The sequence below is a fragment of the Microcoleus sp. Pol10D4 genome, assembly GCF_036701555.1.
GTDB lineage: Bacteria > Cyanobacteriota > Cyanobacteriia > Cyanobacteriales > Microcoleaceae > Microcoleus.
On the sequence record NZ_JAUBRA010000002.1, the window covers coordinates 150,646 to 163,557 of the forward strand.

General features: G+C 44.1%; 10 protein-coding genes. 5 read left to right on the forward strand and 5 right to left on the reverse strand.

Annotated elements, in window-relative coordinates; genetic code table 11:
- Positions 1-130 precede the first annotated feature (130 nt).
- Together QUA36_RS02090 and QUA36_RS02095 are read left to right on the forward strand one after the other, a co-directional pair.
- Entirely contained in the window at positions 131-1,966 is a 1,836-nt protein-coding gene (locus QUA36_RS02090) for an efflux RND transporter periplasmic adaptor subunit (protein ID WP_333455258.1), read from the forward strand.
- A gap of 112 nt (positions 1,967-2,078) precedes the next feature.
- Positions 2,079-5,222, forward strand: a complete 3,144-nt coding sequence (locus tag QUA36_RS02095) for an efflux RND transporter permease subunit (RefSeq protein WP_333455260.1) — start codon at positions 2,079-2,081, stop codon at positions 5,220-5,222.
- 6 nt (positions 5,223-5,228) lie between these two features.
- On the opposite strand, the gene QUA36_RS02100 is transcribed toward QUA36_RS02095, so the two are convergent.
- Together QUA36_RS02100 and QUA36_RS02105 are read right to left on the reverse strand one after the other, a co-directional pair.
- Entirely contained in the window at positions 5,229-5,669 is a 441-nt protein-coding gene (locus QUA36_RS02100; RefSeq protein ID WP_333159150.1) for a heavy metal-responsive transcriptional regulator, read from the reverse strand.
- Between the two features lie 234 nt (positions 5,670-5,903).
- A complete protein-coding gene (locus QUA36_RS02105; protein WP_333455262.1) occupies positions 5,904-6,050 on the reverse strand; it encodes a porin in 147 nt (48 codons plus the stop codon).
- A 226-nt stretch (positions 6,051-6,276) separates the two neighbouring features.
- Between QUA36_RS02105 and QUA36_RS02110 the strand changes: the two genes are divergently transcribed.
- Positions 6,277-6,756, forward strand: coding sequence for a hypothetical protein (locus QUA36_RS02110; RefSeq protein ID WP_333450797.1), 480 nt, complete (start codon positions 6,277-6,279; stop codon positions 6,754-6,756).
- A gap of 106 nt (positions 6,757-6,862) precedes the next feature.
- Here QUA36_RS02110 and QUA36_RS02115 read toward each other — a convergent pair whose 3' ends face one another.
- The 3 genes from QUA36_RS02115 to QUA36_RS02125 form a co-directional block, all read right to left on the reverse strand.
- The gene (locus QUA36_RS02115) at positions 6,863-7,816 is read right to left on the reverse strand and encodes an FTR1 family protein (RefSeq protein ID WP_333159144.1); all 954 of its coding nucleotides are present in this window, start codon (positions 7,814-7,816) and stop codon (positions 6,863-6,865) included.
- A gap of 91 nt (positions 7,817-7,907) precedes the next feature.
- Positions 7,908-8,939, reverse strand: a complete 1,032-nt coding sequence (locus QUA36_RS02120; protein WP_333159142.1) for a helix-hairpin-helix domain-containing protein — start codon at positions 8,937-8,939, stop codon at positions 7,908-7,910.
- Between the two features lie 157 nt (positions 8,940-9,096).
- A complete protein-coding gene (locus QUA36_RS02125) occupies positions 9,097-10,101 on the reverse strand; it encodes a multicopper oxidase domain-containing protein (protein ID WP_333455265.1) in 1,005 nt (334 codons plus the stop codon).
- Between the two features lie 308 nt (positions 10,102-10,409).
- On the opposite strand from QUA36_RS02125, the gene rppA reads away from it, so the two are divergent.
- Together rppA and rppB are read left to right on the forward strand one after the other, a co-directional pair.
- Positions 10,410-11,099: a two-component system response regulator RppA gene (gene rppA / locus QUA36_RS02130; protein WP_333159138.1), complete on the forward strand. Its 690-nt coding sequence runs from the start codon at positions 10,410-10,412 to the stop codon at positions 11,097-11,099.
- Positions 11,100-11,368: 269 nt separating this feature from the next.
- Positions 11,369-12,700: a two-component system sensor histidine kinase RppB gene (rppB, locus tag QUA36_RS02135; RefSeq protein ID WP_333455266.1), complete on the forward strand. Its 1,332-nt coding sequence runs from the start codon at positions 11,369-11,371 to the stop codon at positions 12,698-12,700.
- Positions 12,701-12,912: the final 212 nt, after the last annotated feature.

Here is a 12,912-nt window from a genome sequence, read left to right on the forward strand (position 1 = left end):
TTGCTTAGCGGTCGCTTCTTGGAAAATGCTAATAAGTAACTTTACTTAATGGGTATCACTTACTTACCTTGGCAAAATACCAACTGCTAAACCTGTGGCACTCAACCTGATTTCAAGGATAATGCCAACGATGATATTTCACAAATATGCTCAATCTCCGGCAATTATTAGCAGCTTTTCTGGAACTTTGTTCAGCCTAATTTTGCTAAGTTCTCCGGCTGTCGTTTTGGCACACGCGGGACACGGAGATGAATTTCACCAAAGCGGCGAAACAACTCAAATTCCAGCCACTATTTCTGTTGATGCGGAAACATCGAAGCGGATCGGAATTAAAGTTGAGTCAGTGAAAGCTCAGCGATTGGCTGTGGGCATTAAAACTACCGGACAAATTGAGACTTTACCCAACCAAAAAGTTGAAGTTCGGGCTCCCGTCAGCGGCACAGTGGTTGAGTTGCTAGTTAAACCGGGTGACAAAGTATCAAAAGGTCAACCTGTTGCTGTTTTATCCAGTGCGGAATTAGGGCAATTGCGCGTGGAATCGATCGCGAAACGAGCCGAAGCTGAAGGGGATTTGCAGCAGGCGCAGGCTGACTTTAAGTTAGCTCAAGAAAATTACGATCGCCAACTTCAAATATCCGCAGCAGAAATCGCCCAAGCCCAAACCCAATTGGCAGCGGTAACTAAGCAGTACCAGCAAGAACAAGAATTAGTAAACAAGCGTTCTGTTGTGCAAGCCGCTAAAGAAAACTATCAGCGTCAAGTTGAAATAGCGCAAGCCGAAATAGCGCGGGCAGAAACGGAATTAACTATTGCGAAAGAACAGTTCGATCGCGACAAAGAATTAGTGGCATCAGGGGCGATCGCGCGGCGCACAATGCTGGAATCGCAAGCCCACTTCGCCGAAGCCAAAGCCAATGTTGCTAAGGCAAAAAGCCGTCCTGAAGTTATCAAAGCCCAAACCGAAATTAAACAAGCCGAAGTAGACCTCCCTATGCGGGAATTGCGGGAATCTCAAGGCAGAGTAGCAGAAGCAAAAGCTCAACTTACCAGAGCTCTGAGTCGCCGGGAAGTCCTAGAAGCCGAGAACCAAGTCAAACGCGGCAAAACTGCCGTCGAAGTCGCTCAGTCGCGCATTCGCTTGGCTGACGCAGCCTATCAAGCGCGGCTGCAACAATTAGGAAGTGCTGCCAACGATCGAGGACTCGTTACCGTAGTTGCTCCGATTTCCGGGACGGTAGCCGATCGCGAAATCACTCCAGGAGAGTCAGTAAACTCGGCGGAAAAACCGCTGATGAGTATCTTAAATGACAGCAGCGTTTTTGCCACAGCAAATATTTACGAAAAAGACCTGAATCAAATCCAGTCAGGTCAAAAAGTAAGGGTAAAAATTGCTAGTTTCCCTAACCGCACTTTCACCGGAATAATTAACTTAATTGGCTCTGTGGTAGAAGGTGAAAGCCGGGCTATTCCTGTCAAAGCGGAAATTGATAATAGTGATGGTGTCCTCAAACCGAATATGTTTGCCGAATTAGAAATATTAACCAGTCGAACTACAACACCAGTTCTTGCAATTCCTACCTCAGCAATTGTAGAAGCTAATGGGAAGCAGTTGGTTTACCTGCAAAATGGCAATGCTTTTCAAGCAGTTGAAGTTACTTTAGGTAATACTTCCGGGGATTTAATTGAGGTGAAAAGTGGTTTGTTTGAGGCAGATTTAATAGTTACTCAACGCGCTCCTCAACTTTATGCTCAATCTTTGCGAGGTGATAGTAAACATTCAGAATCTGAGGAAAAGACGGCCTTAACTCCAAATGGAATAGAGGCTAGTTTTAAGAGTTTTCCAATGCCTCTATGGTTGGCGGGAGTAGCAGGAGGAACAATCTTATGTACTGTAGGTTTCTTAGTTGGGGTTATGGCTGGTCGCCGCAAGAGCGATCGGAAAGTTGCCGGAACTAATAAAGTGTGACAATTCGCCTTAATTTTAATAAACATAGTTTCTGCGAACAATCCGCTTTTTATCCTGATTTTATATTCTTATGTCCAAATAGCTCAAATAATAATTACCACTATTTCACTTCATGCTCAACTCAATCCTCAAATGGTCGATCGCTCAACGTTGGCTAGTTGTAATCGGTGCAATAATAGTCACTTTTTTGGGTAGTTATAATTTAACTATAATGCCCCTTGATGTTTTTCCTAATTTTGCCCCGCCTCAAGTAGAAATTCAAACAGAAGCTTCTGGATTGGCCCCTGAAGAAGTAGAGTCTTTAATCACTTTACCAATTGAGAGCGCAGTCAATGGAACTCCGGGGGTAGAAACCGTGCGATCCTCTTCGGCGGTAGGTATTTCAGTTGTGCGAGTAATTTTCAAAGCCGATACAGATATTTATCAAGCGAGACAATTAGTTGCTGAACGTTTACAGCAAACCCGATCAAAGTTGCCTCAAGGTGTTGAAGAACCGCAAATATCTCCTGTATCTTCTCCGATTGCCACAATTTTAATGTATGCCTTCACCCTAAAAGCAGAAGGAAAGGAGCCAAATACTGATTTAATGGAAGTGCGACGGTTAGTCGATCGAGATGTCACTAACAGATTACTTGCTGTGCAGGGAATATCACAAGTAATTGCCTATGGAGGTGATGTTAGAGAGTATCAAGTTTTGGTCGATCCCGTCAAATTAACTGCATTTAATATCTCTTTAGAAGATGTGACAAAAGCGGCACAGCAATCAAATACCAATGCGTCTGGGGGATTTTTGATTACACCCGATCGCGAAGAAATTATTCGTGGCGTAGGTCGGATTGAAACCATTGAAGAATTGGCAGAATCAGTAGTCATATCTAGGGATGGAAAACCCATCAAATTACGCGATGTGGCAGAGGTAAAATTGGGAGCAGCACTAGCTAGAGGAGATGGTAGTGTTAATGGTGAGAGAGGAGTGGTTTTACTGGTAAACAAGCAGCCTCAAATTGATACTCCAACTGTGACCAGAGCAGTTGAAAAAGCAATGGAGGAAGTGCAAGCCGGATTACCCCAGGATGTGAAAGTACAAGTAACTTTTCGCCAAGAAAGTTTTATTGATTCTGCTATTGAAAATGTCCGAGATTCCCTACGAGATGGCATCATTATTGTTTCAATAATCATGCTGATGTTTTTGATGAATTGGCGCACAACTCTCATCACTCTCAGCGCCATTCCCTTGTCCTTGCTGATAGGAATGTTGATTTTATCATGGTTTGGAGAAGGGATAAATACTATGACTCTTGGGGGATTGGCAGTAGCAATTGGTTCTGTTGTGGATGACTCAATTGTGGATATGGAAAACTGCTATCGGGGATTGCAAAAAAATCAAGTAGATGGCAAGCCTAAAGACGATTTTGAAATTGTTTATAGCACTTCGGTAGAGGTTCGCACCAGTGTAATTTTCTCTACAGTAATCATTGTTATTGTATTTGCGCCGATTTTTTATTTAACGGGAGTAGAAGGGCGAATCTTTACCCCAATGGGAGTGGCTTATTTAGTTTCTATTATGGCCTCTACTTTTGTAGCAATGACTCTTTCCCCTGCTCTTTGCGCTATCTTATTAGCAAATCGTCAATTGCCATCGGATGATACTTGGGTGTCGGCATTTAGCCAACGGCTTTATCGTCCTGCTTTGAATATGGCAATTAATCGTCCGAAATTCATCTTATTGCCAGCCATCGCTGCTTTTATTGCTTCCTTAATTGTGCTTCCCTCACTAGGAAGAGTATTTTTACCCGAATTTCAAGAGCGATCTTTAGTTAATACAATGTTACTTTATCCTGGGAGTTCCCTGTCTGCTACTAATGATATGGGACTTTCAATGCAGAATGCTCTCAAAGATGACCCTCGATTTACAGCAGTACAATTGCGATCGGGACGTGCGCCCGGTGATGCTGATGCCGGAGGGGTAAATTTAGGACATTTGGATGTAGAACTGAGCGATATTGGCATTAAAAAGCGAGAAGAAAGTATTGCCAAAATTCGAGAGGAATTTAATAAATTACCGGGTGTGGCTACCAGCGTGGGAGGCTTTATTTCGCATCGGATGGATGAAGTGCTTTCAGGAGTGAGAAGTGCGATCGCGGTGAAAGTTTTTGGGCCTGATTTGATAGAATTAAGAGCGATTGGGAAGGAAGTGGAAACAGCTATGGGCGAGGTAAAAGGTATTGTTGATTTGCAGTTAGAACAACAAATTCCCATTCGTCAGTTACAGATTAAATTTGAGCGAGCTTCGGCTGCACGTTACGGACTTACTATTGGAAGTCTTACAGAAACTATAGAAACTGCCTTGAATGGGAAAGTAGTATCTCAAGTCCTTAAAGAACAGCAGTTATTTGATTTATTGGTGTGGTTGAAACCGGAAAGTCGCAGTAATCTTGATACTATTCGTAACTTATTAGTTGATACTCCTTCTGGGCAGAAGATCCCACTCGCACAAGTCGCAAAAATTGAATACGGTACTGGCCCTAATACGATCAACCGCGAAAATGTTTCCCGTTTATTGGTTGTGGCTGCGAATGTGTCAGGACGAGATTTACGCTCAGTTGTTAATGAAATTAAGACCAAAGTACAACAGCAGGTAATCTTGCCTTCAGGTTATTTTATTCAGTATGGTGGACAATTTGAATCAGAAGAACGAGCTACCCAAACTATAATCCTATTTGGTAGCTTAGGAACAGTAATTATTGCGGTTCTGATGTACTTTGCTGTCCATTCTTTTGCAGGTGCGCTGATGATTATGATTAACTTACCCCTTGCATTAGTAGGAGGAATTTTCTCGATTGCGATCGGTGGTGGCATCATTTCTGTAGCTTCACTTGTGGGTTTTATCACCTTATTTGGAGTAGCGGTTCGTAACGGTTTGCTTTTGGTGGATAATTTCAATCAAAAACTAAGCAAGGGAATGCCTTTCAAGCAAGTAATTAAAGAAGGTGCGATGGAAAGATTGGTGGCGATTTTGATGACAGCTTTTACCTCTGCTTTAGGCATGGTTCCCCTGGTAGTTGGTACAGGCGCAGGCAAAGAAATTTTGCAACCTCTGGCGGTTGTGGTGTTGGGTGGATTGTTTACTTCTACAGCCTTAACTCTGTTAGTTTTGCCAGCTTTGTATGCTCAATTTGGGCATTTTTTACTACCTCAACAACCTCAGCCAGTTATTGAAGACGGGAAGGTAGCTAAAGCTGAAATAGCGAACTGATAAAGCCTACTCAACTTCCTCAATTAAACTGCAAAGTTCTTCGCTATCGGGATTATCAGAAGCTCGATTTGTCCAAAGTTTTTTATAAGCTTCCAACTCAGCTTTGAACGCACTCAGGCGCTGAATTTCCTCCTCAAGGAAATCAATTTTGCGACTTAATAAGTCTTGCACTAGCGGACAAGCTGTTATTCCTTGACGGCGAGATGCCAAAATTTGCTGAATTTCTTGAAGAGAAAAGTTGAGTCTTTGGGCTTTCTTGATAAATTGCACTTGTCTGGCAGCATCGGCTGTGTAGTAACGGTACCCACTACTGCTGCGTAAGGCAGGTTCTAGTAATCCTAAGCTTTCATAGTATCGCAGGGTGCCTACAGCAACACCAGTTTGCTTGGCTAGTTCTCCAATTTTTAGTAGCTGCTTTTCTAGGGATTCTGTTTCAAATTTTGTCACAGCCGTTCTAGGTAAGTTTGAACCATCTAATTATAGCGGTAGCCACTTTCACTTTTTTGTGCTGGTTATACTCAGCCAGGTTCTTATTATAAAATATTCTATCTTGTCCATAATTCTAGTGGCTGAAAAAGCAGCAGTAACTCAAAACAGAGTTACTGCTGCTGTCGGATATTCTCTTGCTTATCCCTGCTAAAAATCCGTGAGGTAATCTACACACACCGGGGAAAATAAGGATTATTTATCGCAATTAGCTAGCGGGCAGTCAGGAGTAGGAGTAGTGCAGGAGCCGGCAGCAAAGACAACAGCGGCTGTACCTGCTGTCAGGAGAACTGCCGTCAAAGCTGCGAGAGTGAATCGTTTAGTCTGAGTTGCTTTAGTCATTAATTTTTACCGGGGAATCTAGGATCGAAAAGTTTCTTTGGGAAACTATAAATAGCATAAACTCTCAAGTCGGCTATAGAGTCAAGGGGGGAAACATTAAGAATTATAAAAATATTTAATTTCCGAGGTCGCCAGCCGAATACCTGTATGAAAGTCTGAAGATTTCATCCTGATTTCAGGTTTGTGTGTCATACTTTTTAATCATTGTACGCAAAGACTCAAACAAATGAAATCGCTCCAATCAAATTTAATTATTTTAGGCAGCGTCGGATTGTTATTTTTGGGAGCTTGCAGTAAAGGCGACCAAGCAAGCGATCCAAATACCACTTCAGAATCCCCTCCTGTCGCCTCTCAACCTGCGTCTTCTGCTCCGGCCACTGCTCCTGCAACAGCAACTAAAGGGGGGCAAGTTGTAAAGTCTGGAGCTTACTATTTAGAGTTTGTACCTGAAAAAGAAGCTACCGGAACTCATTTAGATCTTTATTTGCAAAAAGGGGATAAGAAGGAACCAGTTCCTAACGCCAAAGTGACGGCTCAAGTGCAGTTACCGAATGGGAAGCAGCAAACCCTAGCTCTCAAGTATGATGCTGAGGGCAAACATTACGCTGTGGTGTTTCCCGGCAAAGAACCCGGTCAGTATCCAGTAAAAATGACTGCGGATATTAACGGCGAAAAAGTTGACGGTCGTTTTACCTTCAGTCAATAGATAGCTGATTTCCTAATGCGCTCTAACTTAGGGGCGCATTAGTTATTAGCAACAAACAACTGCCTCCTCCATTTCCACTAAAAAGCCGATCGCGTTTCGATCGCACTTAATTTCTTATTTGGTTACCTGAGTTTTTTTTGAACGGGAAAAACACTCGACCTGCCAAACTTTGGAAGTAGATGCCACCCACAGTACCTAAAAACATTAAATAGGCGATCGCCTGCACGACATAGAGCTTATCCGTGTATCCAAACAGCGCACTCAACAACAAACCGGGAAACTTTTCTTCGGGAAGCAGTGGGGAGATATTCCAGACCATCGGCCCGAGAATGCAAGAGTGGATTTTAGTAAATCTTTCGTAATAGAAACACAGTGCTGCTGATTCGCGATTTGTTTGCGATAAAATAGTCATCGCGCTGTCAAAAATACCCAAAGTAGATACCACTAAACCCGCTACAATAAAGAGCAATAAAATGCCCATATATTTAAAAAACAGGCGGATATTAATTTTGACTCCCCATTTAAAAAGCAGGACACCAAGTCCGGCGGCTGAAAGTATTCCTCCCAAAGCGCCGATCGCCGGAATAATGCCTTGTTGAAACTTGGCGACGACAAACAAAACAGTTTCAAACCCTTCGCGCAAAACGGCTATAAAAACTAAACTAAATACGCCCCAACCAGCATGAGAGTTTTGCGTTAAGGCAGCACTTACAGCGCCTTCAACTTCGGCTTTCATAAATCGCGCTTGCTTGGTCATCCAAATCAGCATCCAGCTCAGCATTGCGATCGCTATCACCCCAAAAGTGGCCTCTAGCAGCGACTCCATAATCGGTGCAAAAGGCTGATTGGATGCGGACAAAATTTGAATAGTCCAGCCGAACAGTACACCTATTAAAGCGCTGGCAATCAGTCCAACGCCAACACCGCCGAAAACCCAAGGACTTAAATAACTTTGTCCTGATTTTTTGAGACAAGCGAGAACGATTCCGACAACTAAGGCGGCTTCGACTCCTTCGCGGAGGGTAATTACAAATGTGGGCAATGCTTCGCCAAAATTCATTTTTTTATGCTGGGAATGAGAGTGGTTAATGAGCGAGGTAATTGGCAGATTATTTACCAATTACCGCTCTTGATGAGAGGGATATTTTTACTTACGATGCTGGTTTGAGAACTTTTTGGCTGTCGCTTTCGATCGTTTTAACGAGCTGGCTGACTTGTTCGGTGGTTTTTACGGGGGCAGGGGGTGCGATCGCCGTTGGCCAATTTGTCTTAAGTTCAGTCATGTTGGCAACAATTGCTTTATCGATTTCCGGGCTGGTTTTAGCCACTTGATCGGCAATATCTTTGTACAGGCTTTCCGCGTACATGACAAAACCCCGCGAATCTTGGTATTCAATAATTGCGGAAATTTTGCCGTTAGCAACCGCCGCTCCGTATTCGGAATTAGCTGTATCTAGCAAGCCGTTAATCACTTGCAGCACGAATTTCGGATCTTTTCGCTGCGCTTCGGGAAGGGCGGCAATTGCTCCATCAACTGCTTGCATTGATGTGTCGAATTCCGCATTCACTTGAGCCGGATCTTTTGCACCCGCTTTAACTAAATCCTGCAATTTAATTAAAGTAGCCTTAAATTCAGGAATTTTACGCTCGTTTAGCTGATCTTCCACATCGGCATAAATTTCTTCGACTGGATGCCCGATGTGCGGTTCTGCTTGGTCGGGTTTGCCTTGATCCAAGAGTTCTTTTGCTACGAAAAGATGCCCTTTCATCAAGCCAAGTTTAGTCATGTAGTCTACATCTTTGGCTTCACCTGTGAGGACGACATCTTCAATAGTCACCATGTCTTTAATTTCGTCGAATTGGGGTTGAGTAATGACATTTTTTGATACCAATTCTTCGACTTTCCCGTAAGGACGGCTGGCTTGAATCTTGTTAGAAAGTGCCGGTACTCCTAACTTGGCTTCGAGTTTATCTAACTCTGAAAGAATGGCAGTATTGATGTTGATGCCACCTTTGCCGCCGTGGTTCATGCTGTGGCCGCTTGTGGATGCGGGACTGGCTGTGGCAACGGGTGAGACTGTGCTGCCGGTGTTGCTGGCGGTGGGGGTGGAAACGCAACCGGCCAGAGCAACGAGGATGGCTGTAGCCGTGGCGGTCGGTAATAAGCGAAAGGATGGTAACATGGCTGTTGCTAATTTTTACATTATGTGCATTTGGACTTACAAGTTATTAAGAATAATTCTCAATTTGCAAGCTATTCATTCTACCTATTTGCGATCGATCTTGTCAAATAATTTCATACTTTCTTTGAAGCGGCGCACCGTGGTAGCAGGATGTGGGTTAAGCGATGACTTCAAATACCCCCATGCAGCCTGCTTCGGCGATCTCATCTTGATGGGGATGAAACATATATTTTCCAGGGTAGCCGTAGGTAAATTCTAAAATATGCCGTTCAGCTACTCCCATTGTAATTACATCGGTTCTTTCACTGGGAGTTAAAGTCATTCCCGTGCGGTACACATCAAAAAAGTTGGCGTGCAGGTGAAAAGTCACTGCTGCTTCGTACTCAATCAGGTTGAGAACATACAGCCGGATTAGCTGATTTCGGTAAATAGGGAGCGGGTTTTTCATGTAATAATTGGGCAACCCGTTAAAAGCGTATAGTTCGTTTTTTTCATCGTCGTTTACGTCGTATCCTCCCATGATTAACATGATTTCATCGGCGGGAGGACGGGGTTTTGGCGGATCGATAATGAACATTCCATATAGTCCTTTACCGATGTGGCGCGTTACGGGAGCAATATGGCAGTGATATAGATGCACTCCGTAGGGCGCGGCATCGAATTCATAAATAAATACCGAACCGTTTTTCACTGGTTTAACGCCATCCATTTCGCTGGTATGAACGCCGTGAAAGTGCAGCGAATGAGAATGTCCGGCTTTGTTATAAAAAATGACCCGGATACGATCGCCCTCAGTTGCCCTTAATGTCGGCCCCGGCACGCGATTGTTCACGTTCCAGGTGTTGAAGGTGACGGCGCTATTAAGTTGGACGATCGAAGTATTAGCTTCCAGGCGAAATTCGCGTACCGTGCGCCCGTTTTCGCGCGTCACCGTGCCGTAATCAAAATCCCGCGCAATTTGCATCGGGTTGATATTGCTGACGGTGATTGCATCTGCAGGCATGGGCGGTACTCTCGCGACTGATGTCGGTTTGCGAGTCAAGTGTTGAAGTGCGATCGCGCCGCCCGCTACCCCAGCCCCAGCTATTCCTAGCTGTAGCAGTTGGCGGCGACTCCAGCGCCCCGGCTTTTTCATGGCGGGACGATCGGATAAATCTGTCATACTTATTGAAAATTTTTATCAAATATTCACTCGTGCTAGATTATAAGACATTACCAGCTTGTTGTCAATAATTGTCAACTATCATCTTTTTCTGGGAAGTCAATCGATTTTAGATTTTAGATTTTATATTTTAGATTTATTCCCGTCAGTCAGCCTGCGCGTTGGAATGAATCCGGGGGCTTGCGATCCAATTAGTTTCGGTCATAAAATTTCATGCTGATTTCATCTCAGTATGTGATGTTAGATGTTGGGGTAGATGCTGTCGATCGCTAACAATGTATAAGGATTTACCGCTATAAATTAGAGTTATGAGAGTTTTGCTAGTTGAAGATGAGCCAGATTTAGGGAAAGCGATCGAGCGAACCTTAAAGCAGGAAAAATATATAGTTGATTGGGCCCTAGATGGCAATCAAGCTTGGGAATATTTAGAGAGTCACTGGATGCAATACACCCTCGCTATTTTTGACTGGTTGCTACCAGGATTGTCAGGAGTGGAACTGCTGCGGAGATTGCGTGCTAAAAATAGCGCTCTCCCCGTCTTGATGCTGACAGCAAAAGACCGAATGGAAGATAAAGTGGCGGGACTAGATGCCGGGGCTGACGATTATTTAGTTAAACCGTTTGGCATGGCGGAACTGTTAGCAAGATTGCGGGCTTTGCAAAGGCGATCGCCCCAAATTCAACCGCAACAACTACAGGTAGGGAATCTGGTTTTGGACTGCGGAGCTCGAACTGTGTGCCATCTCGATCGCAACGGCAAAAACCAGATAATTTCGCTGACAAACAAAGAATTTCAACTGTTAGAATATTTTATGAAACATCCGAACCAAATTATCACCACTGACCAAATTCGGAATCAGCTATGGGAGGCGAGCGCAGATACCTTTAGCAATGTGGTAGCAGCTCAAGTGCGCTTGCTGCGGCGCAAACTTGAGTCGGTTGGCGGCGCGAATTTAATTGAAACCGTTCACGGCGTCGGATACCGCATGAGAAATTAAAGCTGTAGGGGCAACGGCGGGGGGATTATATCTCGTTTCCAGTATCTGGCTATCATATAGAAAACTCGTGGAACAGGCATCTTGCCTGTTCTTAAGAAGGGTGCAAAGTGTATGTAACTTTAATATGTAACTTTCAACTTACATACATTTTGCACCATTGTCAATTACCTGTTGAGGAACGGGATATCCCGCCAGTTCCACAATAAAATTTAATTTTGTGGAACAGGCATCTGGCCTGTTATTAACAATTATATAAAATCTAACTTTAAATGAATCAAAATAAACTATTTAACCGAACTCGCTGGCAATTAGCCATTTCCTATGCAGCAGTAATGGGTTTGATTTTAAGCTTACTGGGATTTGGCGTATATAAGGCGATCGCCCACGCTCACTGGGTAGCCATAGACCGGGAATTAGAATCGGTAGCGGGGACGCTACACGACAGCCTAGAACTCAAATTACAGCAGCCCGGACGCTTGGAGCCTATAGTCAACGAACTTTTGCCCAACCTCCGCCTCATTGGAGTTCAAGGCATTAAAGAACAGTTGCCAAGCCGCCATATTTTAAGCGCTATCAACCAAGGCTATTACTATATTCGTTTATTTGATTATTCCGGTAAACTAATTGCTACGGCTGGCGATTATCCAGAAGAATTACCAGCCGGATTTAACTCCCAATACTGGCAAACAATAACTGACACCAAAGGTAATGTTTATCACCAAATTTCTGTAGCGCTACACACCCAAACACAGCAAGATTGGGGATATTTTCAAGTTGGGCGGAGCCTGCAAGACTTTAATGATTATCTCAGTACAGTGAAATGGGTTTTGAAATTAGGATTGCCTACAGCATTGATTTTGATCGGCTTTTCGAGTTGGTTATTGGCAGGATTAGCCATGAAACCGATTTATTCTTCCTACCGACAAATTCAACAGTTTACAGCGGATGCAGCCCACGAATTGCGGACGCCTTTAGCGGCTTCGCAGGCGACAGTAGAATCAGCACTGTTGACGCCTCAATTAGATGAAAAAGAGGCGCGGGAAATTTTGCGGACGATCGATCGCCAAAACCGACGATTAACTCAGTTAGTGGCTGATTTGCTGCTGCTGGCTCGCATGGATAATCAAGTGATACGCGATCGCCCTCAATTGTGTTGTTTGAATGACCTAGTTAGCGATTTAGTAGAGGAATTGGCAGCTTTGGCGATCGCTTCTAAGGTAGCCCTAACATCCGAAATGGGCGTACAGCAGCAATTAAATGTTGTCGGCAATTCCGACCAACTTTATCGCTTAGTTTCTAATTTAATTGTTAATGCCATTCAATACACTCCGGCGGGCGGGAAAGTAACAGTTATTTTAGATTGCAATCACATCGAGGCGATCGTTCAGGTTCAAGATACGGGTATTGGGATCGCGGCGGCAGATTTAGAGCGAATATTCGATCGATTCTACCGAGTCAACAGCGATCGATCGCGCAATACCGGCGGTTCGGGACTGGGATTGGCGATCGCCCAAACCATCGCCCGGGCACACGGCGGCAGCCTCAGCGCCCGCAGCGAATTGGGGCAGGGCGCTACTTTCCTGCTGCGGTTGCCTTTGTGAGCTACTATGTGAGGGAAACCGAATCATCTTTTTGGGGTAATCCCTTTTGCAAAAGAGAGCGCGATCGCCGAAAATCATTAAATAGTCATTAGTCCTCAGTCATTAGTCAGTAGTGAGTAGTTAGTAGTCAGTAGTTAGTAGTCAGTAGCGAGTAGTTAGCAGCTAACAACATATAACAGGAAAATTAAGCTCGGCTAACAATTAATGACCAA

Bases quoted from the DNA above. Each gene is read 5' to 3' on its own strand.
- QUA36_RS02090 (WP_333455258.1), top strand. From the start codon at position 131: ATGATATTTCACAAATATGCTCAATCTCCGGCAATTATTAGCAGCTTT.
- QUA36_RS02095 (WP_333455260.1), top strand. From the start codon at position 2,079: ATGCTCAACTCAATCCTCAAATGGTCGATCGCTCAACGTTGGCTAGTT.
- QUA36_RS02105 (WP_333455262.1), bottom strand. From the start codon at position 6,050: ATGACTAAAGCAACTCAGACTAAACGATTCACTCTCGCAGCTTTGACG.
- QUA36_RS02110 (WP_333450797.1), top strand. From the start codon at position 6,277: ATGAAATCGCTCCAATCAAATTTAATTATTTTAGGCAGCGTCGGATTG.
- QUA36_RS02115 (WP_333159144.1), bottom strand. From the start codon at position 7,816: ATGAATTTTGGCGAAGCATTGCCCACATTTGTAATTACCCTCCGCGAA.
- QUA36_RS02120 (WP_333159142.1), bottom strand. From the start codon at position 8,939: ATGTTACCATCCTTTCGCTTATTACCGACCGCCACGGCTACAGCCATC.
- QUA36_RS02125 (WP_333455265.1), bottom strand. From the start codon at position 10,101: ATGACAGATTTATCCGATCGTCCCGCCATGAAAAAGCCGGGGCGCTGG.
- rppA (WP_333159138.1), top strand. From the start codon at position 10,410: ATGAGAGTTTTGCTAGTTGAAGATGAGCCAGATTTAGGGAAAGCGATC.
- rppB (WP_333455266.1), top strand. From the start codon at position 11,369: ATGAATCAAAATAAACTATTTAACCGAACTCGCTGGCAATTAGCCATT.